Consider the following 22,995-nt stretch of genomic DNA (forward strand, 5'->3'; position numbering starts at 1 on the left):
GATCCATCAATTCGCGGCGCCGCTGCGCACCGCCTCGACCGTCGCCTCGGCGCCCGCGAGTTTGCCGACCAGGACGATCGCGCCGCAACGGCCGTCGAGCGTCGCCACCGCGCGCGCGAGCGCCTTCTCGACGCAGGCGTTGGCCGCCGGCGAGCCGCCGCTGGCCGCCACGTCGCGCGTCTCGCCGCCGGCGAAGGTCCAGGTCGCCGCGAACGCTTGGCCGGCCGGCGCGCACTTGTCGAGCGCGCGCCGCTGCTTCGCCAGCGACCCGGCGATGACGAGCGCGCCGAGCATCGGCATGCCTCCCGTCACATCGCACATCAGGTCGCGCAGCTCGAGCCCGTCGGCGGCGATCGACCCGACCGAGAGGTTCGCATCGGCGATGAACGCGGGACCCCTCGGCGCGCGCGCGGCCTTGGCCTGACAGCCCTGCGCATCACCGAGGGCGCACGCCTTGTCGATGAACGCGTTCGCCGCTGCGGGATCGACGGCGACGCCGAGCCCCTTGTCGTGCATCACCGCGGCGATCAGACAGCCGGCCGAGTTGCCGCGCTCGCACGCGCCGGTCGCCACGGCCAGCGCGCGCCCGGGGTCCTGTGCCGCGCCGCCGCTGCCGTTGAGCATGATCGTCGCCGCGCCCATGCAGGCCTCGGGATCACCCTGCTCGCACCGGGGCACCAGCCGCTCGACGCAGGCCGCACCGTCGCGCCACCCGTCGGGCCCGCGTTCGAGGGTCGCCGGGCTGCAGTCGGGCTCCTTCGTTGCGACCGGCTCGGGCTGCGTCGCCGACGCCGCGGGCGCGCTCGCCTCGGTCGTCGCGGCCTCACTCGGAGGAACCGGCGCGGCCGGCTCGGATCGACGGCAAGCGAGGGAGACGAGCAGCAACGACGCAGTGAACCACCGGAACGACTTCGACATGGGCGAGCGAGGCTACGCCACACGCGTACGCCCGGGAAGGGCCACCTGCGCTCCACGCAGCCCGCACGCCGTCGCTCGAGTGGATCTTCGAGATCGATGCGGTCGCGTCGCAAGTCCGATCGACGGGCGACATCACGCTCGCCGGCGGGACCTCGGTTCCGGAGGACGGGACGCGCGGCATCGGGGTCGAGACCGTGGGGCTCGGCGCGCGGATGCGCTGCGGTCAGCGCGATGAGCTGCCGCGGCACGCTCCCGTCGCGTGGCCGCCGGGGAGCGTGCCGACGCTCGACCCCGACGAGCTCGCCGAGGGCTCCACCCCGGCCGACAGTTTGTCCGATGGGACATGCGATGTCCGGCGCAGCCGTCATGCGCGGGCGGGCACGGCGAGCACGGCGAGCTCGCCCTTCTCCGAACCCACGGCCATGCGCGCGCCGGTGGGGTCGAAGGCGATCGCGGTGACGCGGCCCTTCTTGTCGAGCACCTTCTGGCTGGCCAGGAGCTCGCCGCCCGGATAGGCGAGCAGCACCACGTGGCCGTCGAGCTTGCCGATCGCCACGCGCGCGCCGTCGGGGTGGAAGGCGAAGGCCGTCACGCCCTTGCTCGCCTTCTCCAGCGCGGCGTGGGCGGGCTTGCCGTCGGCGAGCGCGTAGCTCTGCAGCGACTGCCCCTCGTCCGCCCACCCGCCGTGCCGGCACAGCGCGACCAGGTGCTCGCCAGCGGGATCGAAGCGCAGCTCGTCCATGGCTCCGCCGCTGTACGGGACGCCGAGCGGGTGCGCCTTCCAGAGCTTGCGTCCGCTGGCGACGTCGATCCAGCGGATCTCCTCGCCGCCGAAGTCGCCCCACAGGACGTGCCGGCCGTCGGGAGCCAGCAATGCCACCGGATAGGCCTTCGCTGGCGCTCCGCTGACGCGCGCGCGCTCGGGCCACGCCTCCGCGCCGGGCGGGCCGACCGTGCGCAGCGACACGTCGGTCCCCGTCGTCACCGCGAGGGTCGTGCCGCCCGCGTCGATGCTCGAGAGCGCGACGCTCGACCCGGGCGAGAACTTCTCGCACGCGAGCTCGCGCTCGACGTCGCCGGCCGGCTCCCACACCTTCACGCGGACGCCCCGGTCTTGCAGGCTGAACACCAGGCGGCCGTCGGGGAGGAAGTCGATGCCCCCGCACTCCCACGCGTCGCAGTCCGCCGCGAAGGTCCGCTGCCGCTCGCCGGTGGCGACGTCGACGCGGCTCAGCAGGTGCTCGGGGCCGCCGTAATGGGGCGACTGCGCGACCACCAGCCACGCGCCGGTCGGGTCGAAGCGCAGGCGGTGGATCGGCTTGGTGCGGTCGGGCCCGCGATAGCGGTGCAGCGGCGCGAACGGCCCGGCGGAGGCCCGCGCTTTGCGAGCGGGCTTCGCCGCGGCGACGACCGGGTTGGCGACGAGCGCGTCGGCGAAGCGCTCGATGTCCGGCGAAGGGTTATCCGGCGGCAGGACCACGATCGACTGGGTGTCCGACTTCGGCCGCTCGACGGTGAAGCCGGCCTCGACCAGCGCGTCGCACACCCGCCCGGCGTCGCCGCGCCAGTACAGGTGGAGCCGCGAGGTCAAGCGGCCGACCGCGTCGAAGGCGTCGTGCGACTGCTCGTGCCAGAACACGGCCGTTTGCTCCGGGTCGCGCTCGCGCTCGGCGACGATCTCCCAGCCGGCGCTCTGCGTCGAGCCGGCGCACGCGAGGGCGAGCACCTCGCGCTTCGCCAGCGCGGCGAAGACGTCGAGCAGCCGCAGGAGATCGGCGGACGCCGCCTCGGAGCGCGGGCTGAGCACGAGCGTGCCGTGCTCGGCGTAGTCGTCGCGCGGGACGTCGCTCGCCTCGATGCGCACGACCAGCTTGCGCCGCGCGAAGGCCATCTGCAGCTCGGCCCGCGAGGTGCCCCACCACATCGGCAAGGGCCGGATCAGCGCGCCTTTCTTGTCGAAGGCCTGGTCGGCCGCGCGGCTCCAGTACACGAAGCCGTGGCCCTCCCCCTCGTCGCGCGGCGAAAACTCGGCGAGCATGGCGTCGTCGACCGCCGGGAAGACATCGAGGCCGTCGATTTCGCGGAGGATCCGCTTGAGGAGGGTCCTGGTGATCGTCACGCGGCAGAGGATACCCGCACCGACCACCGCTGCAGCGCCAGTGCAGCGAACGCGCCGGAGCTCGCGGCCCTCGGCGACGCCCGGATGACGGGGAACGCTGCGAGTGGCGACGAGCGCGGGCGGTGATATGCGAGGGCATGGCTCCTTTACCCTCCATGCGCGACGCGATCGTCACCGGGGCGGGCCGCGGGATCCTCCTGTCGGACCGCGCCGGCTTCGTCACCGGCCAGGACTTCGTGGTCGACGCCGGGATGTCGCGCGCGATGATCTACGCCGAATCACGACTCGACCGTCGCTCGTCGGTCTTCGAGTCGTGAAGGGTGCGGCGCCGGCCGTCAGGTGCCGGTGACGTAGACGATGCCGAGGCACATCTCGTCGCCGGTGCCCTCGCCCCACAGGATGTCCTTCGGCTGCTGCTGCACCCCGTTCTCGACCGGCTGGTTGTCGGCGGTGTTGTCCCACTCGCACTCGATGCGAAGCTGGTCACCGGGGCGCACGGTGACGGGGGCGGTGAGCTGGTAGCTGCCCTGCCAGTTGAAGTCCCAGCGCGGGATGTCGAGCAGGCAGGTGCTCTGGCCGCCAGTGAGGCTCAGCGAGCCGCGCACGCCGCGGGTGTGCATGTGCAGCGCGGCGGCGTGGACGACGAAGGGATCGCCGGCCTGCAGCCCGCCGTCGGGGAACAGCAGCGGGAGGTAGTTGCTGACGTCGGCGGCGAAGCTGTGGACGACCCCGGCCTCGCCGGCGGGGATCAGCATCGGCTCGCTGCCCTGGACCCACGCGGGGTTGGTGAACGGCATCATCACCGCGACCCGGTCGACGCTCGCGGCGGTGCGGATCTGGATCCGCGACTGATCGGGCCCCGCCCCCGGGTAGGTGTGGTAGTGCATCTGCACGGCGACGAGCGAGCCCGGCTGCACTTTGATTCCTGTGCCTTCGGGCATGTCACCCGGGGCGCCGCCGGGGACCCAGGCGCCGAGCCAGGGGACGCGGCCGTCGTTGATCTTGCCGCCGCTCGGGCCGCCGTAGCAGAGGTAGCCGGGGTCGGGGTCGGCGTCGTCGAGCGCGCGGTAGGCCTCGGCCTGCTCGGGCGGGATGGCGAAGGCGATCACGTGGTGCACGATCTGCCGCTCACCCGGCGTCACGCTGAGCGCGGTGACGAAGCTCTCCTCTTCCTCCGGCCACGGCAGCAGGAAGCAGCGGTACTCGTCGGGCGCGATCGTCGGGGTGTAGGGCTCGGGCAGCTCGAGGTCGATGTCGAATTCGAGCGGCTCGGGCGCTTGCGGGGCCGGCGGGGCGTCCGCCGGGTCGCCCTCGGGCGCGCCGAGCTCGACCCAGTCGAGCAACATTTGGCGGGCGTCGTCGTCGAGCGACCGGTCGTGCAAGTAGGTGCCGCAGGCGGGGTCGGGCGGCCACGGGGGCATGGTGCCGGCCATGAGCGAGGCCGGCAGAGCGCTGGCGACGGCGCTGGCGTCCGCGTACGAGGCGAGCGAGAACGGGGCGAGGTTGCCGGGGCTGTGACAGCCGACGCACTTGGCGTCGAGGATCGCCTTGACGTCGCGCCAGTAGGTGATTGCCGCGGCCTCGCCGGCGGTCGAGCTGCTCGCCGTGTCGGTGTCGCCGCCGGCGTCGGTGCCGGCGCTTTCGCCAGGGACGTCGCCGCAGGCGACGAGGAGGAGGCCGAGCGGGAAGATCGCGGAGATGCGCTGCATGGCCCCGAGTTCAGCACCGAAGTTGTGGAGAGTGTGTGGAGGCCCCGGCAGCGCGCGAGGTCGCGGGTCGGGGTCGCGATCGCCCACGGGCCGACGCAGATGTCCGAAGGGACAGCTCGCGCGGCGAGGCGCGAGCAGGCGCGCTCGGGGACCTGCTCGGTCGCCGGGCTTGCCCCCGCGTTTGCAGGGTCGCTCGCGCTCACGAGGTGAGGGCGAGGCCGATGTGCGCCGCTGGAGGGACGATCGGCGATCTACGCGGCCCGCGGCGGGCCGCTGACCGGGCCGTGGATCGTCGCGCGCAGGCCGCGAGGCTCCTCGCCGGCGAGGGTCAGGGTGAAGCCGGCGCGGCTGCACACCTCTTGCGAGATCGCCAGGCCGAGGCCGCCGCCCTTGGGGTCGCGGCGGCGGGCCTCGTCGCTGCGGAAGGTCCGCTCGCCGATCTTCGGCAGGTCGGCCGGGGGCACGCCCGGGCCGTCGTCGACGACGGTGAGGGTGAAGGCGCCTTTTCTAAAATCTGTCTCTTCGAGCAGGATCGCCACGTGGCCGCCGGGGTCGCCGTGGGCCACCGCGTTGTGGACCAGGTTGGCCAGCGCCTGCTCGGCCATCGCCGGGTTGCAGCGGGCCCACAGCGGGGCGTCGGGGCGGGCGCCGTGGACCTCGATGCCGCGGGTGCGACCGAGGGCGGCGAAGCGGCGGGCGACGCGGTCGACGACGGCGCACAGGTCGACTCGCAGGTCGCCGTGCAGCGGGTCGGCGCCCTCTTGCAGGCGGCACGCGAGGTAGAGGTTGTCGATCAGCGAGCCCATGTAGACCACGTCGCCGATCGCCCCGCGGACGAGGCCCGGGTCGTCGGCCGGGCGCGCATCGGCGGCCAGCTGCTCGAGCGCGATCTGCAGCGACGCCAGCGGCGTGCGCAGGTCGTGGGCGATGTTGGCGAGGTGCTGCTCGAGCGCGCGGTGGCGGGCCTCCATGCGCGCGGCGTCGGCGGCGATCCGCGCGTGGGCCTGGTCGAGCAGGGCCGAGAGCTGGCCGAGGTCGTCGCGCGCGGGGTCGCCGGCGGAGGCGTAGCCGGCGGCCCGGCCGACCTGCTCGGTGGCGCGGCGCAGCTTCTCGAGCCGCAGCGCGATCGGTCGCACGGCGAAGAAGCTGGCCAGGCCGACGGCGAGGGCGACGCTGAAGGCGAGCAGGCCGAAGATGATCAGCAGCGAGGAGCGGCGCTCGGAGACGCCGAGCTTCCAGCGCAGCTGGATCAGCGCGCAGGAGCCGTGGTCGGCGGCGCGGCGCAGGCTGGCCCCGCCCCACGGGTCGAAGAAGTACATCCGCGTCGGCGTGACCTCGCCGGCGCGCAGGCGCGCGAGCAGCTGCGGGTCGAGCGGGGGGGCGCCCGGGACCGCCGGCGCGAGGGTGTCGCCGTCGTAGACGTGGAGCTCGAGGTCGGGGCCGTGCTGCGCGGAGTAGGCGATCGGGTCGCGCTCGCACTGGCGCAGCGAGATCGGGTCGAGCTGCGGGGCGAGCGCGCCGATCCGCTTGATCGCCTGCTCGATGAACAGCGACGTCATCACCACCGCGACGACGACGACGCTGAGGCCGGCGCAGATCGCCGCGGCCAGGAACACCCGCCCGGACAGGCCGCGCAGGACCCGGGTCATGTCGGCTCCGGGGCGTCGAAGCGGTAGCCGATGCCCCACACCGTGGCGATCCGCGCGCCCGCCGGGCCGAGCTTGCGGCGGATCCGGGCCACGTGCGAGTCCACCGTGCGCTCGCTGCGGTCGCCGCCGGCCGGCAGCGCCGCCTCGGCGAGCTGGCGCCGGGTGATCGCGCGAGCTGGCCTTTCGACCAGGTACAAGAGGACATTGAACTCGTGGGCGGTGAGGCCGAGCGGCTCGCCGGCGAGGGTGACGGTGCGGGCGTCGAGGTCGAGCACGGCGCCGTCCCAGCCGAAGGTGCGCGCCGGCGCGGCCGCGTCGGGCAGGCGCAGGCGGGCGCGCACGCGGGCCAGCAGCTCCTCGATCCAGAACGGCTTGGGCAGGTAGTCGACCGCGCCGCCGGCGAACGCCTGCAGGCGGGCGTCGAGCTCGGTGCGGGCGCTCAGCACGATCACCGGGGTCGACAGCCGGCCGCGCCACAGCTCGAGCACCTCGAAGCCGCCGAGCTCCGGCAGCATGAGGTCGAGGACCACGAGGTCGAACGGGCGCGCCAGCGCCAGCTCGGCGCCGCGGCGGCCGTCGTGCGCGAGCTCGACGTCGAAGCCGGCGCCCTTGAGCCCGCGGACGATGCCGGCGGCGATCGCGGGGTCGTCCTCGACGACGAGGACCGCGGGGGCGCTGCGTTCGCGGGTCGACATGCGCGGGCTCTCGTTCGACGGTAGCAGCCGGGCGCCGCGGAAGGATGGAGGAATTGTGGAGCGCGTGCGAAGCTCCGGCGCGATGACGGACGAGGCCCCGGTCCACGCGCGCGCGATCCTCCCCGACGGCTGGCAGCGGCCGCGCGGCTACAGCAACGGCATGGCGGCCCGCGGCGAGCTGCTGGCGATCGCCGGCATGATCGCCTGGGACGCGCGCGAGCAGCTCGTGTCCGACGCGTTCGCGGCGCAATTCCGCCAGGCGCTGGCCAACGTCGTGGCGGTGGTGACGGCCGCGGGCGGCCGGCCGGAGCACGTGATCTCGCTGACGGTGTACGTCACCGACAAGCGCGAGTACATCGCCGAGCTGACCGCCGTCGGCGCCGCGTACCGCGAGCTGATGGGCCGCCACTACCCGGCGATGGCGCTGGTCGAGGTGGCGGCGCTGCTCGAGCCGCGGGCGAAGGTGGAGATCCAGGGCCTCGCCGTGCTACCAGATCGTCCATGACCCGCCCCGCCGACCCCGACCTGCGCGCCCTGCCGCTGCCGCGGCCCGAGAGCTTTTTGTACGAGGAGCGCGAGCGCGTTGGGGTCATCACCCTGACCCGGCCCGACCGCTTCAACGCGCTGACGTTCCAGGTCTACCGCGAGCTGACCGACCTGTTCACGGTGATCGACCGCCGCGCGCACGCGGAGGGCGGCGCGCGGGCGCTGGTGCTGCAGGGGGCCGGGCGGGCGTTCTGCGCCGGCGGCGACGTCGACGACATCATCACCCGGCTGTTCGAGCGCGACGCCGAGGGGCTCCTGCGGTTCACGCGGATGACGGGGGAGCTGATCCACGCCATGCGCCGCTGCAAGCTGCCGATCGTCGCCAGCGTCAAGCGGGTGGCCGCCGGCGCCGGCGCGGTGATGGCCCTCGCCAGCGACCTGCGGGTGATGGGCAAGAGCTCGTTCTTCGCGTTCCTGTTCCCGCAGGTCGGGCTGTCGGGCGCCGACATGGGCGCGAGCTGGCTGCTCCCGCGGGTGGTCGGCCTCGGCCACGCCAGCGAGATCTTGCTGCTCGGCGACCGCGTGCCGGCCGACCGCTGCGCGCAGATCGGCCTGGCGACCCAGGTGGTCGACGACGAGCCCGACCGCGACGCGGTCGACCGCGCGGCGTTCGCCCTGGCCAAGCGCGTCGCCGACGGGCCCCACTTCGCCGCCCGCATGACCAAGACGATGCTGCAGCAGGAGCTCGACATGGACTTCACCGCGGCCATCGAGGCCGAGGCCCAGGCCCAGGCGGTGTGCATGCAGCACCCCGACTTCGCCGAGGCCGACCAGGCGCGCCAGCAGAAGCGGGCCCCGAGCTGGCGCTAGGAGCATGTCTCGATATACATGGTTTCAAGAGCATGTCCACGGGGACATGCGACAGCGGCCGGGGCGGAGACCGCCGCCCGGCGCGCCGCCCCGACCGTCCGCCACGGACCTGTCCTGAGGAGCATGTCCCGATGAACATCTTTTACCCGACCGTCGGCCTGCCCTGGCCTGTCTCGAGGAGCACGCCCCGATGAACCCGCTGCTGACGCCCTACGTGACCGAGCGGGCGCTCGGGCTGCTCGACGGGCCGCGCTGGCGGCCGCTCGAGGACGCGCTGGCGACCTTCGTCGCCGACCTGCGGGCGCGGCCGGTCGACGAGGAGGCCGGCGAGGACGCGGCGGCGCGGATTTACTTGCTGCGGCTGGCGACCGCCGGGCTGCTCGAGTGGGTGGTGCCGGCGGCGTACGGCGGCGCCGACCTCGGCGAGGGCCCGGAGCGGGCCGCGGAGCTGTCGTCGACGGCGATCTGCCTGATCCGCCAGTGGCTCGCGCGCGAGAGCGGGGCGCTCGACACCGCCTTCGTGATGCAGGGCCTGGGCTCGTTCCCGCTGGCGCTGGCCGCCGGCGAGCCGCTGCGCCGCTACGTCCTGCCGCGCGTGGCCAGCGGCGCGACCGTGTGCGCGTTCGCCCTGACCGAGCCGGAGGCCGGGTCCGACGTCAAGAACCTGCGCACCACCGCGACGCCGGCCGACGGCGGGGTGGTGCTCGACGGCACCAAGTGCTTCATCAGCAACGCCGGCCTGGCCGACAGCTACGTGGTGTTCGCCCGCGAGGCCGGCGAGGGCAAGCCGCGCATCTCGGCGTTCTTCGTCGCCGGCAACGCACCTGGCCTTTCGGTCATCCGCACCCGCGTGCTGGCGCCGCACCCGATCGGCACGGTCAAGCTCGAGCGGGTGTTCGTGCCCGAGGCCCACCGCGTCGGCGAGCCGGGGGCCGGGCTCAAGCTGGCGCTCGGCAACCTCGACGTGTTCCGCGTCAGCGTCGGCGCCGCGGCCCTCGGCCTGGCCGACCGCGCGCTCGCCGAGACGGTCGCGCACCTGAAGCGCCGGGTCCAGTTCGGCAAGCCGCTGGCCGAGCAGCAGGGCCTGCAGTTCGCCCTCGCCGACCTGGCGACCGAACAGCTCGCGGCGCAGCTGCTGGTCTACCGCGCCGCCGCGGCCCGCGACGCCGGCCACGCGACGTCGGAGATGGCGGCGATGGCGAAGATGCACGCGACCGAGTCGGCGCAGCGAGCCATCGACCGCGCGGTGCAGAGCTTCGGCGGCCTCGGCGTGACCGTCGGCCAGGTGCCGGAGCGGCTGTACCGGGAGATCCGCGCGCTGCGGATCTACGAGGGCGCGACCGAGGTGCAAAAGCTGGTGATCGCCCGGGCGCTGCTCGACGAGCGCGGCTGAGACCGGCGAGCCGTCCGTCGGTGTCGGGCTCGGCTTCGCGGCCGTGGTCGAGCGCGCGCGAGAGGACGCCCGACACGCGAAGCTCAGCCACCACCATACGACGTCCCGCCCGTCGAAGACGGACGGGTCGTCCGCCGCGGGAGCCGAAGCATGAACGCCTCGAGCGCCCGCGACGCGGCCGAACTGGTCCGGCTGCGGCCGGTCGGAGCCTCGTGACTCAACGCGCTTGCCGGCCGGCGCGGGCCGTCGCTACGCTCCGCCCATGACCAGGCCCCGCGGCTCCGCCCTGTGCGTCGTCCTGCTCGCCGCGGTCGGGCTCGGCGGCTGCTCGTCCTCCCCGGGTGAGGCCGGCAAGAAGGAGCTCCATGTCTCTGCGGCCATGTCCTTGAAGGAAGCCTTCACCGACCTCGAGGCCGGCTTCGAGGCCGAGCACCCGGGGGTCGACCTGGTCTTCAACTTCGCGGGCTCGCAGATCCTCGCGGCGCAGATCGTCGCCGGCGCGCCCGCCGACGTGTTCGCCTCGGCCGACCGGGCGCAGATGGAGCGGGCCGCCACCTCGAACCGGATGCTGCCGGCGCGGGTGTTCGCCAGGAACCACCTGGTGATCGTCGCGCCCGCCGGCGACCCGTCGATCCAGGGACCGGCCGATCTGGCGCGGCCCGGCCTGCGCCTGGTGCTCGCGGGCGAGTCGGTGCCGGTCGGCGCCTACGCGCGCGAGGCCCTGCAGCGGGTCGGGGTGCGCGACGCGGCGCTCGCCAACGTGGTGTCCAACGAGGAGAACGTGCGCGGGGTGCTCGGCAAGGTCGCGGCCGGCGAGGCCGACGCGGGCGTCGTCTACGCCACCGACGTCGGCGGCGAGCTGGCCGGCGAGCTGCGCGCCGTCGCCTTCGCCGGCGCCGACGACGTCGTCCCGGCCTACGAGATCGCCGCCCTCGCCGACAGCCCGCAGCCGGCCCTCGCCGGCGCGTTCGTCGAGCTCGTCGCCGGCCCGGCCGGGGCCGCCGCGCTCGGCAAGCGCGGCTTCCTGCCGCCGTGACTGTCCCGAGGAACCTGTCTTGGACGACATGTCCTTAAAGCCCGGCCGGCCCGGGCACGCGCACCTGGCGATCGGCCTGCTCGCCGGCGCGGCGCTGGTGTTCTTCGCCCTGCCGCTGGTCGGGCTGCTGGTGCGGGTGGCGCCGGCCGAGCTGGGGCGGCAGCTGGCGGCGCCGTCGGTGCAGGCGGCGCTGCGGCTGTCGCTGGTCGTGTCGCTGTACGCGGCCGGGCTGTCGCTGCTGCTCGGGCTGCCGCTGGCGTACGCGCTGGCGCGGCTGCCGTTCCCCGGCCGCGGGCTGGCGCGGGCGCTGGTGACCCTGCCGATGGTGCTGCCGCCGGTGGTCGGCGGGACGGCGCTGCTGGCCGCGTTCGGGCGGCGCGGCCTGCTCGGCGGTCTTTTGGAACATGGCCTCGGGGTCATCTTGCCGTATACCACCGGCGCGGCGGTGCTGGCGGCCACGTTCGTGGCGGCGCCGTTCCTCGTGATCACGGTGGAGGGGGCGCTGCGCGGGCTCGACCCGCGGCTCGAGCAGGCGGCGGCGACGCTCGGCGCGAGCCGGCTGCGGATCGTCGGCACCGTGGTGCTGCCCGCGATCCGCCCGAGCCTGGTCGCCGGCCTGGCGCTGTGCTGGGCCCGCGCCCTCGGCGAGTTCGGGGCGACGATCACGTTCGCCGGCAACCTCCAGGGCCGCACGCAGACGATGCCGCTCGCCGTCTACGAGGCGCTGCACGACAGCCCCGACGGCGCCGTCGCCCTCAGCCTGATCCTCCTCGCCGTGTCCCTCACCCTCCTCGCGGCCCTGCGCGGGCATTTTTTTAAAGGGGCCGGATGAGGCTGCGCGGGGCGGGGCTGGCGATCGAGGACCCGGGGCGCGGCGTCACGCGAGCCCGGCTCGACGATGCGGCGCTGCGGCACACGCTCGGCCGTGCTTCGGCGCGCGTCGCCGTGCTGCACGAGGGGGCGCTGCGGCAAGAAGCAGCGCTGCAGGGCACGCCCGGGCGCCTCGGCCGTGCTCCGGCACGCATCGCCCCCCGCGCCGAGCTCGACGATGCACCGGCGCCGGGCGGCGGAGGAGCGCGGCGATGACGACGACGGCAGGACTCTCGGTCGACATCGCGGTGCGGCGCGGCGGGTTCACGCTCGAGCTGCAGTTCGCGCTGGCGCCCGGCGCCACGGTGGCGGTGCTCGGGCCCAACGGGGCCGGCAAGTCGACCCTGGTCGACGCGCTCGCGGGCCTGGTCCCGCTCGCGCGCGGCGAGGTGGTGCTCGCCGATCGCACGCTCGAGCGCCCGGCCGCGCGCGTGCGCCTGAGCCCGCAGGAACGTGGCCTCGGGGTCATGTTCCAGGGGTACTGTCTGTTCGGACACATGAACGCGCGCGACAACGTCGCCTACGGGCTGCGGGCTCGCGGGGTCGCGCGGGCGCGGGCGCGGGCCGAGGCGCAGGCGTGGCTCGAGCGGCTCGGGGTCGGCGAGGTCGGCGACCTCGAGCCGGCCGCGCTGTCGGGCGGGCAGGCCCAGCGCGTCGCGCTGGCGCGGGCGATGATCACCCGCCCTGCCCTGCTCCTGCTCGACGAGCCGCTGGCCGCGCTCGACGTGTCGGCCCGCGCCCAGGCCCGCCGGCTGCTGGCCGGCTGGCTCGCCGAGGCCGGGGCGATCTGCGTGATCGTCAGCCACGACGTGCGCGACGCGGTGGCCCTCGCCGACGAGCTGCTGGTGATCGAGGGCGGCCGCCTCACCGCCCGCGGCACGGCGGCCGAGCTGCGCGCGCGACCGCCGACCGAGTACGTCGCGGCGGTGCTCGCCGAAGCGTGACAGCGCGACCCGAGGATTCGCTCGCGCGATGGCACGGGGACATTCGGCGCTGCGCGCACGACGTGCTCACGCAGGTGACCGAACTCCGCCCGCGCCGTCACGGCGCGAAGCGGTCGACGAGGACGCCGATCCGCTTGCGCAAGACGGCGAGGCTCGGGGTGTCGGCGGTCAGGCCGTCCAGCGCGAGGCCGAACACCTCGGCCGCGAGCCGGTCGCCGAGGAGCTGGTGGAAGATCGACTGCCGCTTCTTGGCGTGCCTCTCGGCGATCGCGGGCGCGAGGGTGGCGCAGGCGGCGTGGAACTCCTTCGCCATCGGCGCGGAGAGTCCGAGTGGGAACACCACGCGTGCGCTTCGGCGCGCTGCGGCACCTCGTCGCTGCCGCGTCGGAGACCTGCCGGCCGCGACGAACTTGCGGGCCGTCGATGCTGCGAGATCCACGCTCACGGTAGTCCTGCTCGCGGGTCGACGCCAGAATGCGGATCCGACCGCAACACTCGGCGCTGCGGCACCTCGTCGCTGCCGCGTCGGAGACCTGCCGGCCGCGACAAACCTGCGGGCCGTCGATGCTGCGAGATTCACGCTCACGGTAATCCTGCTCGCGGGTCGGCGCCGGAATGCGGATCCGACCGCGACACTCGGCGCTGCGACCCTGTACGCGCAGCCTGGCCGGCCGGGCCACTTTACGAGGGACCGCCCGACGGCTAGCCTCGCGACGTGACGTTCACCGAGGAGCCGCCCGCCCGGGTGGAGCGCACGGAGCGGCACGGGGCCTCGCCGATCCATCGAGCCTCGCGGTGCGACCTGCCCCTCGGAGCGCTCCTCCCTGCTCGATCGAGGCCGGCGAACGCTGCGTCGCGCCAGGGCGGCGCCGGGCGGAGGAGCGCCACGATCTCCGCCCGCAGGTCCGGGCCGCCGCGGCCGACGGCTTGCCGCGGCGGCGAGGAGCCCGGACGTTGAAGACCACGCCGTTGCCGGTCGAGCCCGAGGTGCCGCGCGCGTGGGTGCGGGCGGCCTTCGTGCTCTTGTTCTCGACGGCGATGCTGTCCGGCTTGACGCTCGTGCTGACGTGGCGGCTCGAGGAGCAGACCGAGGCGCTCAAAGACCTGCGCGCGCGAGCGGCCTCGTGTCCGGCGCCGACCTCGGTGTCTCCGGAGCGTCCCGTCGAGGTCGAGCAAGCCGCGCCGCCGCCGCCCAGCGCGCCGCTCGGGTCCGGCTCGTACGTGTCCGCGGGCGTCGACATCGGGCCGCTGATGCGCCTGCGGCTCGAGCGGGTCCGCCAGGGCGCGCCCGCCGGGACGGTGCGCTTCGGCTCGTCGGAGGTGCTGTCCCCGCGAGCCGTGCATGTCGTCGGCCTGTGGGCGCCGTGGTGCGTCGCGTGCAAGGAGGTCCTGCCGGATCTGCGCGAGATGTTCGCGCGGCGGAGCGAGAGCTGGGGCGACTCGGTCCGCTTCCTGCCGGTGCAGGTGCTCGACCCCACGGCGCCCGAGGACGCGATCCGCACCTGGGGGCCGCTGATGCCCCCGAGCGCGATGCAGCTGGCCGACCGCTCGCTCGCGGACAGCTTCGTCGCCGCGCTGCGCGACGACTCGCGCCGCCTGTACCAGGGGAGCTTGCCGGTGACGCTGGCGCTCGACTGCAACCGGCGTGTCCGCTGGGCCAGGATCGGCGTGCCCGGCGAGGACGAGATGAAGGAGCTCGAGGAGTGGCTCGACACCTTCCGCGCCGAACTGCTCGAGGGCGACTCGCGCTGCCGGCAGGTCTGGTGCGGCAACGGCCGCTGCGAGGCCGGCGAGGCCGGGCGCTGCGAGGAGGACTGCGGGACGCCGGCTGAAGCTGCCCCGAGCGAGCGCGTGGTGTCGGGTCCGACGGAGGTCGCGGTCGTCGGGCCGAGCGAGGTCGCGCCGACGGCGACGGACGTCGCCAAGCGCCCCGCCAAGAAGGCGAGGCCGTGCCCGCAAGAGTGCCCCCGCTGCGACGACGAGGGCCGCTGCTTGACGCTGTGGGGCCGGGCGGAGCCGCCTCCGGCCTCGGCGCCCGCGCCCGGCTGCGGGGACGGTCTCTGTGGTCCGGGAGAGGACTCGAAGACGTGTTGCCGGGACTGCGGGTGCTCGGGGGCGCTGCAGTGCCGCCGCGGCGAGGGCGAGCGCGACGTCTGCCTGCCGGCGAAGTTGTGGCCGGACTAGAACCGACCCTCGAGGACGAGGCCGCCGCCGCCGACGCGGACCTGCGGCCCCGCCGACACGAGGAAGCGGCCCGTGCGATCGAGCACCAGGCCGGTGACGGAGCTGGCCAGGGCGCCCAGGCCGAGGCCCAGGAAGGTCGCGCCGACCGTGTGGGCGGCGCCGGCACCGTCGACTGCGCGGCGCTCGTCGGCGGTCCAGGGGTCGGGACCGTCGTGCCGGTCGAACGCCCGGGCGCCGAGACCGAGGGCGACCGCGCCGCCGATCGAAGCCAGGCCGCCGACCGAGGCGGCGACGATCCAGCCGACCCGGCGTTTGCGGGGCTCCTCGACCCGCGCGACGAGGCCGCCGATCAGCGCGCCCGCGCCGACGCCGAGCACCGCGGCGCCCCACGACCGCAACGTGCCGGCCGCACCGAGCTCGCGGCGGCACGCCTCGACGGCGAACAGCGGCGCGCCCGACTGGCATTCCTCCACCGGCGCATCGAGCCGCGACGACCACCGGCCCTGGCCGACGCCGAGCAGGCTCGCGCCGACGACCACCCCGGCCGCGCCGGCGACCCCCCACCCGAGCGCGAAGCGCCGGAGCACGCGAGCGTCCTGACGCTGCCGGAGCTCCAGCACCGCCGGCGCCGTCGTGGACGCCTCGACCCGGACCTCGCGCTGGACCGGCTCGAAGCGTGGGTCGTCGACGCGGACCTGCCACACCCCGGGGTCGAGCGAGAGGACGGTACGCTCGCCGGGACGGACCGCGATCGTGAGGTCCGGGCGGACGTCGGACGCGAAGCTGGAGACGAAGCCGAGGGTGACGGAGAGCGGCGCGTCGAGCGGACGCTGCGCTCGCAGCTCGAGCGGCACCTGCCGGGTCTCCGCCCGGGCGGTGCGCAGCAGGGCGGTCGCCTCCTCGCGCTGGGCGGCGGTCAGACCGGGCAGCGCGAGCAGGGCCTCGAGGTGCGCGACGACGTGGGTGTGGTGGCGCAGGGCGAAGCGCGAGGCTGCCGCATTGAACAGGTCGGAAGCGCCATGTCCTTCGCGCCATAAGGCCTCGAACTCGAGCGCGGCCTCGGCGAAGCGGCCGTGCTCGAACGCGGCGCGGGCCCGACCGCGGCGCTCGTCGGCGCTCCCGGGCTTGCTCGCGCTCGCGGCCGGCGACGCGGAGGCGCCCGCGGCCGCTGCGGGGGTGGCCGGAGATGCCGAGGCAGCGGGAGCAGTCGGCGCCTGGAGCAGGAGAGCGGCCAGGAGGACGCAGACCATGGGACCGGGAGTGTACGGAAAACGAGCGACGAACGCGAGGCCCAACCGTAGTTGGGGGGGCACCAACTGCAGTTGGGCCTTCGTGCTCTGCGTTGATCGCCCGAGAGCCATGTTTTAGAGTCCGGCGATGGACCGCATGCGTGTGCGACTCGGCCTTGTGCTCACCCTCGGCGGCCTGAGCTGCCTCAAGAGCGACTTCCCGCCGGCCGAAGATCCCCACTGGCAATGCGACGAGGACCACGTGTGCGACCCGGACGAGAATCAGGTCGCGTGCCCGTCGGACTGCGTGTGGTCGGAGGCGACCGCCGAGGGCCCCGCGGCCGCCGTGTGCGACGCGCAGGAGAACTGGACCTTCGTCCAGGCTTGTCTGGGCACCTGCGGCAACGGCGAGGAGGACGAGGGCGAGACGGTCGAGACCTGCCCGCGCGACTTCCCGGGGCCGGGCTGCGGCGACGGGATGTGCGCGCCGCTCGTGGACCCTGACCGTTGTCCGAGCGAGTGCCACGCCGGGAGCTGCGGCGACGGGAAGTGCGAGCTCCACGAGAACGTGGCCGTCTGCGCCGAGGACTGCACGAGCGGCTGCGGCGACGGGGCGTGCCAGGCCGGTGAGGAGGCCTCGTGCGAGCGGGACTGCGAGGCGTGTTCCGGCGACTCGTGTGTCTGCGGCGACGGGGTCTGCGGCGAGAAGGAGTCGATGATGGGCTGCCCCGAGGACTGCACCGAGCCCAACTGCGGCAACGGGGCCAGAGAGGGAGACGAGGCGTGTGACGACGGCAACGACGTCGACGCCGACGCCTGCACCAACAGCTGCAAGATGGCGACCTGCGGCGACGGCATCGTGTGGGTCGGCGAGGAGCAGTGCGACGACGGGCCCGACAACGGGCCCGGCAAGGCCTGCAACGAGATGTGTCAGCCCGGCTCCTGCGGCGACGGCGAGCTCGGGCCCGGCGAGACGTGTGACGACGGGAACGACGACAACACCGATGAGTGTGCGGCCTGCCAGCAGGCGACCTGCGGCGACGGCTTCACCTGGGCCGGGGAAGAGACGTGCGACGACGGCAACGACGTCGACACCGACGACTGCACCAACGCCTGCGAGCCGGCCGACTGCGGCGACGGCATCGTCTGGGAGGACATGGAGGAGTGCGACGACGGCAACGACGTCGACACTGACGGCTGCACGAACGAATGCCTCAAGCCGCGGCGGGTCATCTTCGTGACCAACGAAGCGTTCAAGGGCAACCTCGGCGGCCTGAGCGGCGCCGACGAGGAATGCGCCCTGGCTGCGGATGCCGCAAAGCTCCCGAATGCGGGGAGCTTTAAGGCCTGGCTGTCCAGCGAATTCAACTGGCCAGCGAAGCGGCTCAACACCGCCTATTCCGGCATGTACGTGCTGACTGACGGGACCCCGGTCGCCGAGAACGGCTGGGCCGACCTGACCGATGGCGAGCTCCTGCATGCCGTCGACCTGAGCGAGACGAAAATGAAGGTTAACGCCGCTCCGTGGACGAACACGAGGGCCGACGGGAGCAGCGCCGGCCAGAACGACTGCGACGGCTGGGGCAGCCCGGACCCCGGCCCCTCTGGTGCCTTTGGGAGGACCGACGTAACCGACGCGAGGTGGACCGACGCGATGGGCACGGCTCCGTGCTCCAACTCGGCCCCCCTCTACTGCATCGAGGACCCGTGAACTGCCGCGGCCGTCCCGCTTCCACGCTCGCGCGAGCATGGCTCCTGTCCATGGGGCCATGTCTCCTCGCGCTGAGCCTCGCCGCCTGCACCCGTGAGCCCGAGCACCCGCCGTGGCAGTGCAACGACGACTTCGTGTGCGACCCGGACGAAAACCAGGACGCGTGCCCGTCGGACTGCGTGTGGTCGGAGGCCACCGGCGAGGGCCCCGCGGCCGCCGTGTGCGACGCGCAGGAGAACTGGACCTTCGTCCAGGCTTGTCTGGGCACCTGCGGCAACGGCGAGGAGGACGAGGGCGAGACGGTCGAGACCTGCCCGCGCGACTTCCCGGGGCCGGGCTGCGGCGACGGGATGTGCGCGCCGCTCGTGGACCCTGACCGTTGTCCGAGCGAGTGCCACGCCGGGAGCTGCGGCGACGGGAAGTGCGAGCTCCACGAGAACGTGGCCGTCTGCGCCGAGGACTGCACGAGCGGCTGCGGCGACGGGGCGTGCCAGGCCGGTGAGGAGGCCTCGTGCGGGCGGGATTGCGAGTCGTGTGCCGGAGACTCGTGCGTCTGCGGCGACGGAGTCTGTGGGGAGAAGGAGTCGATGATGGGCTGCCCCGAGGATTGCACCGAGCCCAACTGCGGCAACGGGGCCAGGGAGGGAGACGAGGCGTGTGACGACGGCAACGACGTCGACGCCGACGCCTGCACCAACAGCTGCAAGATGGCGACCTGCGGCGACGGCATCGTGTGGGTCGGCGAGGAGCAGTGCGACGACGGGCCCGACAACGGGCCCGGCAAGGCCTGCAACGAGATGTGTCAGCCCGGCTCCTGCGGCGACGGCGAGCTCGGCCCCGGCGAGACGTGCGACGACGGGAACGACGACAACACCGATGAGTGTGCGGCCTGCCAGCAGGCGACCTGCGGCGACGGCTTCACCTGGGCCGGGGAAGAGACGTGCGACGACGGCAACGACGTCGACACCGACGACTGCACCAACGCCTGCGAGCCGGCCGACTGCGGTGACGGCGTCGTCTGGGAGGACATGGAGGAGTGCGACGACGGCAACGACGTCGACACCGACGGATGCACGAACGAATGCCTCAAGCCGCGGCGGGTCATCTTCGTGACGAACGCGAAGTTCACGGGCAACCTGGGCGGCCTGAGCGGCGCCGACGAGGAATGCGCCCTGGCTGCGGATGCCGTAAAGCTCCCGAATGCGGGGAGCTTCAAGGCCTGGCTCTCCAACGGCTCCAACTGGCCGGCCAAGCGGCTCGACACCGCCTATTCGGGCATGTACGTGCTGACTGACGGGACCGTGGTCGCCGAGAACGGCTGGGCCGACCTGACCGATGGCGAGCTCCTGCACCCTGTCGACCTGAGCGAGACGAAGATGAAGGTGAACGCTGCTCCGTGGACGAACACCAAGGCAGATGGCACCAGCGTCGGGGCCAGCCACTGCGAATCCTGGACAGAGGAAATGATGCCTCAGATCGTCGGCGCATTCGGATCTACGAACGCGACCGACGCGAGGTGGACCGACGCGATGGGCACGAGCTCATGCACTGGCGAATTTCCCCTCTATTGCATCGAGGACCTCTGAAGCGCCGCGACCCTCCCGCCTCTACGCTCGCACGAGCATGTCTCCTGCCACTCAGGACATGTCTCATCGCGCTGGTCCTCGCCGCCTGCGTCCGCGAGCCCGAGCACTCGCCCTGGCAGTGCAACGACGACTTCGTCCGTGCCGTCGACGAAGCCTGGAGGTCTATCCATCGGACCGCCGATGAGGCACGAGACGCGCGAAGAGCGGCCGTAGGCCGCGCTCAAACATTCAACAACTGCTTCAGGCACGTCGGCCGACAGCCGCGGCCGAAGTCCTCCTCACCCCGCCTCCGCCCTCACCCGCACGAGAACAGCACGCACGACCCGCTGCAGCACTGCCCGCCGTTGCCGCAGCTCTGGCCGGCGAGCTTGCAGCAGCCGGCGAAGTCGTAGGCCTTGCACGTGTCGGCGCAGGCGAGGTCGCCGCCGCCGTAGTTGTTGGGGAAGTCGGTGCACTCCTTGCCCTTGAGGTCGGTGCCGTCGCAGGTCTCGCCGGTCTCGGCGAGGTTGTTGCCGCACATCGGCCCGGGCATGGTCGTCGTGTCGGTCGTCGTCTCGGTCGTCGTGTCCGTCGTCGTCTCGGTCAGCGTCGCGGTGAGCGTGTCCGTCAGCGTGTCGAGCGTCGTGCCCGTCGTCGTCGTCGTCGTCGTCGTCGTCGTGTCGTCGGTGGTGCTGGTGCTCGTCGACGTGCTGGTGCTCGTCGACGTGCTCGTCGTCGTCGACGTCCCGAGGGTCGGGTCGACCGTGGTCGTCGTCGACGTGCTGGTGGTCGGCGGGTCGCCGGTCGTGGGGACCGTCGTCGTCGGCGTCCCCGTGGTCGTCGTGACCGGCCCGCTGTCGGACTCGCGCCGGCAGGCCTCGACCGTCACCGGCTCGGCCACGCAGCCGTCGTTGCTGGCCTCGCACAGGCTGCAGAACGGCCGGTCCGGGTCGCGCTCGGCGCAGGTGACGTCGCCGGACTGGTTGCCGCAGTGGCTCACGTTGGGGACCGAGCACCCGGCGAGGCAGGCGAGCCCGAATGCGAATGTTCTCCAGGACATGTTCCGAACAACCTGTCTCTCAGGGCTAGTAAAAAACCGCGCGGCTCAGAACGAGCCGGCCAGCGACAGCCCGGCCGAGCCCCGGCCGACGCTGGGCAGCCAGGACACGCGGCGCTGGGCGGCCTTGCGGTCGAGCGCGAGCAGGACCGCGCCGGTGATGACGGCGGCGAGGCCGATGCTGAGGGTGATCGCGCCGGCCGGGCGAGTGGAGATCTCGTAGAGCGGCATGTCGGGGTCGGGGCGCGGCGGCTTGACCGCGAGGCCGAGGCCGACGAAGAAGCCGACGCCGCCGACGGCGAGCAGCGCCACGCCGGCCTTGCCGCGGCCGCCGAGGCCTTTCGGGGGCGGCGGCGCCTCCGGCTTGGGCGGCTCCGGCGGCGGCGCGGCGGCCTTGATCCGGGCCTCGCGCTCGGCCTGGGCGAAGTCGCGGACGAACGGGACCAGGCGCTCGATCTCCGCCGTCCCGCGCTCCACCGCCTCGCCCTCCGTGCACAGGCGGCACTCGGTCTCGTGGACGCTGTCGCCGACCGGGTCGTCGCCGACGTAGAGGCCGGAGCCGATCACGTAGCCCGGCTCGTCGCCCGGCAGCGCGCGCACGGTGACGCGGATCCACGGGTCCCGCGGGCCGCGGCCGGGCAGGACCTCGGCGCGGCGGAGCTGGCGGTTGCCGACCTCGTCGAGGCGCTCGTGGATCACCGGGCCCGCGGGGCCGGCCCCGTTGGTGTCGATCGCCAGGCTCGCGCGGGCGATCGTCTCGCCGGCGAAGGCCGGGTCGGCGGCGCGGGCGGGCGAGCTTACGGACGTCGGGCTCGCGGGCGCGGGCGTCGAGGTCGACGGGCTCGCGCTCGCGGCCGGCGCGGCGTGGACCGGCGCGGACGGGAGCGCGGCGACGGACAGGGCGCAGACGAGGCTCAGCCCCCGATACGCTTTTGGCACAGCTTGAGCCAACCTTGAGCCTCCTGGTCTTTGAGACCTTTCCCTACGGACATGCATCCTGTGAAGTCACCGAGCTCCATCAGCGCCTTGGTCTCGAGCTTGCGCGCCTCGGCGGCCGAGGCCCAGCACTCGCGCTGACGGCTATAGTCTCGCAAGATCGCCCAGCGCTGGGTCCGGCGGGCCTCCTCGGCCGACGTGCGGACCCGCTGGCAGCGCGGGCTCATGTGCGCGTCGCTGCCGGGGCGCGCCCCCGTCTTCGCGGTGGGCCGCGCGGTCGCGCCCTCAGGGAGCGGCGGAGCCGGCTCGGTCGGCGGCGGCTCGACGACCGGCGGGTCGGCCGGCGGCGGGGTCGCGGGCGGCGGCGCTGAGATGTCCTTCGGGACAGGTGCCGCCTCGACGGCCGGCGGCGCGGGCGGGACCACGGCGGCCAGCTCGGCGGGCGGCGGGTCCTCGGGGCCGGCGCGCAGCAGCCAGACCGCGGTGCCGAGCCCGAGGACGGTCAGCAGCGCCAGCGCCACGGTCGCCGTGCGAGCGCGCGGGGCCTCGCGCCGCAGCGGCGCGAGCGTGGTCCCGGGCGTCGGCTTGGCCGCCCGCATCGACGCCGAGGCCGACGGGGGCACGAGCCTCTCGACGGGCGGGAGCTGGGCGTCGGGGCCTGCGCCGGGCGAGGTCGGCCCGGACTTGTGGTTCAGGCTCAGCGTCTCGCGCCGCATGTCCTGGAGGACCGCGTCGAGGCGGGCCGCGACCGCGTCGCCGTCGGGCGGGCGGTCGGCGGAGTCGGTGGCGAGGCAGTCGGCGATCAGCTGGACCAGCGCGGGCGGCAGGCCGGGGCGGCGGGTCTCGACCGACGGCGCCGGGCGGTTGAGCTTGAAGGCCAGCAGCTCGAACGCGTTGCTGGCCGAGAACGGGATGTCGCCGGTCAGCATCTCGAACAGCATCACGCCCATCGCGTAGACGTCGAAGGTCGGGCGCGCCGGCATGTTGGTGGCCTGCTCGGGCGCCATGTACTCGGGCGTGCCCATGAGCGAGCCGGGGCTGGTGATCCGCTCGGCGCCGGCGACGATGAGGCCGGTGTTGGCGGCGATGCCGAAGTCGAGCACCTTGACCGCCTCGCCGTCGGGCTGGGGCACGAGCATGATGTTGCTCGGCTTGAGGTCGCGGTGGACGATGCCGGCGCGGTGACCTGCCCCGAGGGCCAGGGCGATCTGACGCATGATGGAGCACGCCCGGCGCGGCGGCTCGACCGTGGTGTTCTCGATCAGCTCGGCCTCGAGGTCGCGGCCGGCGAGGTGCTCCATCACCAGGAACAGGCGGCGATCGGGCAGCGCGCCGGCGTCGAACACTTGAACGATGTTCGGGTGGCCGATCGTGCTCGCGGTGCGGGCCTCGGCGCGGAACCTGCGGACGATCGAGTCGGTCTGGGACCACTGCGACAGCAGGACCTTGATCGCGACCTTGCGACCGACCTCGACGTGCTCGGCGAGGTACACCGAACCCATGCCGCCGCGACCGAGGACCTGCAGCACCTGATAGCGGCCGACGAGGATCGTGCCCGGGGGGAAGTCGCCCTCGGGTTTTGCGGCCTCCGGCTCGGCGTCGATGGCGAGGTCGAAGCTCACGG

The 22,995-nt window shown here is 73.7% G+C and carries 21 protein-coding genes; 11 read left to right on the forward strand and 10 right to left on the reverse strand.

Annotation, left to right across the window (positions count from 1 at the left end; translation table 11 throughout):
• Positions 1 to 6: 6 nt before the first annotated feature.
• Positions 7 to 918 (reverse strand): tetratricopeptide repeat protein, encoded by a 912-nt coding sequence (locus NAEX_RS52900; RefSeq protein ID WP_245913712.1) that lies wholly within the window; start codon positions 916 to 918, stop codon positions 7 to 9.
• A 364-nt stretch (positions 919 to 1,282) separates the two neighbouring features.
• Positions 1,283 to 3,037, reverse strand: a complete 1,755-nt coding sequence (locus NAEX_RS47845; protein WP_143141371.1) for a WD40 repeat domain-containing protein — start codon at positions 3,035 to 3,037, stop codon at positions 1,283 to 1,285.
• Positions 3,038 to 3,174: 137 nt separating this feature from the next.
• Here NAEX_RS47845 and NAEX_RS47850 point away from each other — a divergent pair, with 137 nt between their 5' ends.
• Positions 3,175 to 3,354, forward strand: coding sequence for a hypothetical protein (locus tag NAEX_RS47850; RefSeq protein ID WP_143825577.1), 180 nt, complete (start codon positions 3,175 to 3,177; stop codon positions 3,352 to 3,354).
• An 18-nt stretch (positions 3,355 to 3,372) separates the two neighbouring features.
• Here NAEX_RS47850 and NAEX_RS14395 read toward each other — a convergent pair whose 3' ends face one another.
• The 3 genes from NAEX_RS14395 to NAEX_RS14410 form a co-directional block, all read right to left on the reverse strand.
• A complete protein-coding gene (locus NAEX_RS14395) occupies positions 3,373 to 4,746 on the reverse strand; it encodes a monooxygenase (RefSeq protein ID WP_096328071.1) in 1,374 nt (457 codons plus the stop codon).
• A 251-nt stretch (positions 4,747 to 4,997) separates the two neighbouring features.
• Positions 4,998 to 6,395: a sensor histidine kinase gene (locus NAEX_RS14405; RefSeq protein WP_096328073.1), complete on the reverse strand. Its 1,398-nt coding sequence runs from the start codon at positions 6,393 to 6,395 to the stop codon at positions 4,998 to 5,000.
• Positions 6,392 to 7,090 (reverse strand): response regulator transcription factor, encoded by a 699-nt coding sequence (locus tag NAEX_RS14410; protein ID WP_096328074.1) that lies wholly within the window; start codon positions 7,088 to 7,090, stop codon positions 6,392 to 6,394. Before NAEX_RS14410 ends, NAEX_RS14405 begins: the two co-directional genes overlap by 4 nt.
• A gap of 82 nt (positions 7,091 to 7,172) precedes the next feature.
• Between NAEX_RS14410 and NAEX_RS14415 the strand changes: the two genes are divergently transcribed.
• The 7 genes from NAEX_RS14415 (at position 7,173) to NAEX_RS14440 (ending at position 12,689) form a co-directional block, all read left to right on the forward strand.
• A complete protein-coding gene (locus NAEX_RS14415) occupies positions 7,173 to 7,595 on the forward strand; it encodes a RidA family protein (protein WP_096328075.1) in 423 nt (140 codons plus the stop codon).
• Positions 7,592 to 8,446 carry an enoyl-CoA hydratase family protein gene (locus NAEX_RS14420; protein WP_096328076.1) on the forward strand — a complete coding sequence of 285 codons (855 nt, stop codon included), beginning with the start codon at positions 7,592 to 7,594 and terminating at the stop codon, positions 8,444 to 8,446. The genes NAEX_RS14415 and NAEX_RS14420 overlap by 4 nt, the downstream gene beginning before the upstream one ends.
• A 190-nt stretch (positions 8,447 to 8,636) precedes the next feature.
• A complete protein-coding gene (locus NAEX_RS14425; RefSeq protein WP_096328077.1) occupies positions 8,637 to 9,839 on the forward strand; it encodes an acyl-CoA dehydrogenase family protein in 1,203 nt (400 codons plus the stop codon).
• 262 nt (positions 9,840 to 10,101) lie between these two features.
• The gene (modA, locus tag NAEX_RS14430) at positions 10,102 to 10,875 is read left to right on the forward strand and encodes a molybdate ABC transporter substrate-binding protein (protein WP_096328078.1); all 774 of its coding nucleotides are present in this window, start codon (positions 10,102 to 10,104) and stop codon (positions 10,873 to 10,875) included.
• Positions 10,876 to 10,903: 28 nt separating this feature from the next.
• On the forward strand, positions 10,904 to 11,707 hold the full coding sequence (locus NAEX_RS14435; RefSeq protein ID WP_096333615.1) for an ABC transporter permease: 804 nt from the start codon (positions 10,904 to 10,906) through the stop codon (positions 11,705 to 11,707).
• Positions 11,704 to 11,961, forward strand: coding sequence for a hypothetical protein (locus NAEX_RS47855; RefSeq protein ID WP_143141370.1), 258 nt, complete (start codon positions 11,704 to 11,706; stop codon positions 11,959 to 11,961). The genes NAEX_RS14435 and NAEX_RS47855 overlap by 4 nt, the downstream gene beginning before the upstream one ends.
• A complete protein-coding gene (locus NAEX_RS14440; protein WP_096328079.1) occupies positions 11,958 to 12,689 on the forward strand; it encodes an ABC transporter ATP-binding protein in 732 nt (243 codons plus the stop codon). Before NAEX_RS47855 ends, NAEX_RS14440 begins: the two co-directional genes overlap by 4 nt.
• Positions 12,690 to 12,786: 97 nt before the next feature.
• Here NAEX_RS14440 and NAEX_RS14445 read toward each other — a convergent pair whose 3' ends face one another.
• Positions 12,787 to 13,002 (reverse strand): hypothetical protein, encoded by a 216-nt coding sequence (locus tag NAEX_RS14445; protein WP_096328080.1) that lies wholly within the window; start codon positions 13,000 to 13,002, stop codon positions 12,787 to 12,789.
• A gap of 641 nt (positions 13,003 to 13,643) precedes the next feature.
• On the opposite strand from NAEX_RS14445, the gene NAEX_RS14450 reads away from it, so the two are divergent.
• Positions 13,644 to 14,873 (forward strand): TlpA family protein disulfide reductase, encoded by a 1,230-nt coding sequence (locus NAEX_RS14450; RefSeq protein ID WP_096328081.1) that lies wholly within the window; start codon positions 13,644 to 13,646, stop codon positions 14,871 to 14,873.
• Here the strand turns inward: NAEX_RS14450 and NAEX_RS14455 are convergent.
• Positions 14,870 to 16,123: a hypothetical protein gene (locus NAEX_RS14455; RefSeq protein WP_096328082.1), complete on the reverse strand. Its 1,254-nt coding sequence runs from the start codon at positions 16,121 to 16,123 to the stop codon at positions 14,870 to 14,872. The two genes, NAEX_RS14450 and NAEX_RS14455, sit on opposite strands and share 4 nt — an antisense overlap.
• A 127-nt stretch (positions 16,124 to 16,250) precedes the next feature.
• Here NAEX_RS14455 and NAEX_RS52905 point away from each other — a divergent pair, with 127 nt between their 5' ends.
• Together NAEX_RS52905 and NAEX_RS50155 are read left to right on the forward strand one after the other, a co-directional pair.
• The gene (locus NAEX_RS52905; protein ID WP_245913714.1) at positions 16,251 to 17,813 is read left to right on the forward strand and encodes a DUF4215 domain-containing protein; all 1,563 of its coding nucleotides are present in this window, start codon (positions 16,251 to 16,253) and stop codon (positions 17,811 to 17,813) included.
• A 50-nt stretch (positions 17,814 to 17,863) separates the two neighbouring features.
• Positions 17,864 to 19,399: a DUF4215 domain-containing protein gene (locus tag NAEX_RS50155; protein WP_170135719.1), complete on the forward strand. Its 1,536-nt coding sequence runs from the start codon at positions 17,864 to 17,866 to the stop codon at positions 19,397 to 19,399.
• A 295-nt stretch (positions 19,400 to 19,694) separates the two neighbouring features.
• On the opposite strand, the gene NAEX_RS50160 is transcribed toward NAEX_RS50155, so the two are convergent.
• The 3 genes from NAEX_RS50160 to NAEX_RS53800 are packed head-to-tail and all read right to left on the reverse strand — an operon-like array spanning position 19,695 to position 22,993.
• A complete protein-coding gene (locus tag NAEX_RS50160) occupies positions 19,695 to 20,438 on the reverse strand; it encodes a hypothetical protein (RefSeq protein ID WP_170135720.1) in 744 nt (247 codons plus the stop codon).
• A 45-nt stretch (positions 20,439 to 20,483) separates the two neighbouring features.
• On the reverse strand, positions 20,484 to 21,374 hold the full coding sequence (locus NAEX_RS14475; RefSeq protein ID WP_096328083.1) for a hypothetical protein: 891 nt from the start codon (positions 21,372 to 21,374) through the stop codon (positions 20,484 to 20,486).
• A complete protein-coding gene (locus NAEX_RS53800; protein WP_096328084.1) occupies positions 21,350 to 22,993 on the reverse strand; it encodes a serine/threonine-protein kinase in 1,644 nt (547 codons plus the stop codon). Before NAEX_RS53800 ends, NAEX_RS14475 begins: the two co-directional genes overlap by 25 nt.
• Positions 22,994 to 22,995 lie beyond the last annotated feature (2 nt).

Source organism: Nannocystis exedens (genome assembly GCF_002343915.1).
Lineage (GTDB): Bacteria > Myxococcota_A > Polyangia > Nannocystales > Nannocystaceae > Nannocystis > Nannocystis exedens.

Bases quoted from the DNA above. Each gene is read 5' to 3' on its own strand.
- NAEX_RS52900 (WP_245913712.1), bottom strand. From the start codon at position 918: ATGTCGAAGTCGTTCCGGTGGTTCACTGCGTCGTTGCTGCTCGTCTCC.
- NAEX_RS47850 (WP_143825577.1), top strand. From the start codon at position 3,175: ATGGCTCCTTTACCCTCCATGCGCGACGCGATCGTCACCGGGGCGGGC.
- NAEX_RS14395 (WP_096328071.1), bottom strand. From the start codon at position 4,746: ATGCAGCGCATCTCCGCGATCTTCCCGCTCGGCCTCCTCCTCGTCGCC.
- NAEX_RS14405 (WP_096328073.1), bottom strand. From the start codon at position 6,395: ATGACCCGGGTCCTGCGCGGCCTGTCCGGGCGGGTGTTCCTGGCCGCG.
- NAEX_RS14410 (WP_096328074.1), bottom strand. From the start codon at position 7,090: ATGTCGACCCGCGAACGCAGCGCCCCCGCGGTCCTCGTCGTCGAGGAC.
- NAEX_RS14415 (WP_096328075.1), top strand. From the start codon at position 7,173: ATGACGGACGAGGCCCCGGTCCACGCGCGCGCGATCCTCCCCGACGGC.
- NAEX_RS14420 (WP_096328076.1), top strand. From the start codon at position 7,592: ATGACCCGCCCCGCCGACCCCGACCTGCGCGCCCTGCCGCTGCCGCGG.
- NAEX_RS14425 (WP_096328077.1), top strand. From the start codon at position 8,637: ATGAACCCGCTGCTGACGCCCTACGTGACCGAGCGGGCGCTCGGGCTG.
- modA (WP_096328078.1), top strand. From the start codon at position 10,102: ATGACCAGGCCCCGCGGCTCCGCCCTGTGCGTCGTCCTGCTCGCCGCG.
- NAEX_RS14435 (WP_096333615.1), top strand. From the start codon at position 10,904: ATGTCCTTAAAGCCCGGCCGGCCCGGGCACGCGCACCTGGCGATCGGC.
- NAEX_RS47855 (WP_143141370.1), top strand. From the start codon at position 11,704: ATGAGGCTGCGCGGGGCGGGGCTGGCGATCGAGGACCCGGGGCGCGGC.
- NAEX_RS14440 (WP_096328079.1), top strand. From the start codon at position 11,958: ATGACGACGACGGCAGGACTCTCGGTCGACATCGCGGTGCGGCGCGGC.
- NAEX_RS14445 (WP_096328080.1), bottom strand. From the start codon at position 13,002: ATGGCGAAGGAGTTCCACGCCGCCTGCGCCACCCTCGCGCCCGCGATC.
- NAEX_RS14455 (WP_096328082.1), bottom strand. From the start codon at position 16,123: ATGGTCTGCGTCCTCCTGGCCGCTCTCCTGCTCCAGGCGCCGACTGCT.
- NAEX_RS52905 (WP_245913714.1), top strand. From the start codon at position 16,251: ATGGACCGCATGCGTGTGCGACTCGGCCTTGTGCTCACCCTCGGCGGC.
- NAEX_RS50155 (WP_170135719.1), top strand. From the start codon at position 17,864: ATGGGGCCATGTCTCCTCGCGCTGAGCCTCGCCGCCTGCACCCGTGAG.
- NAEX_RS50160 (WP_170135720.1), bottom strand. From the start codon at position 20,438: ATGTCCTGGAGAACATTCGCATTCGGGCTCGCCTGCCTCGCCGGGTGC.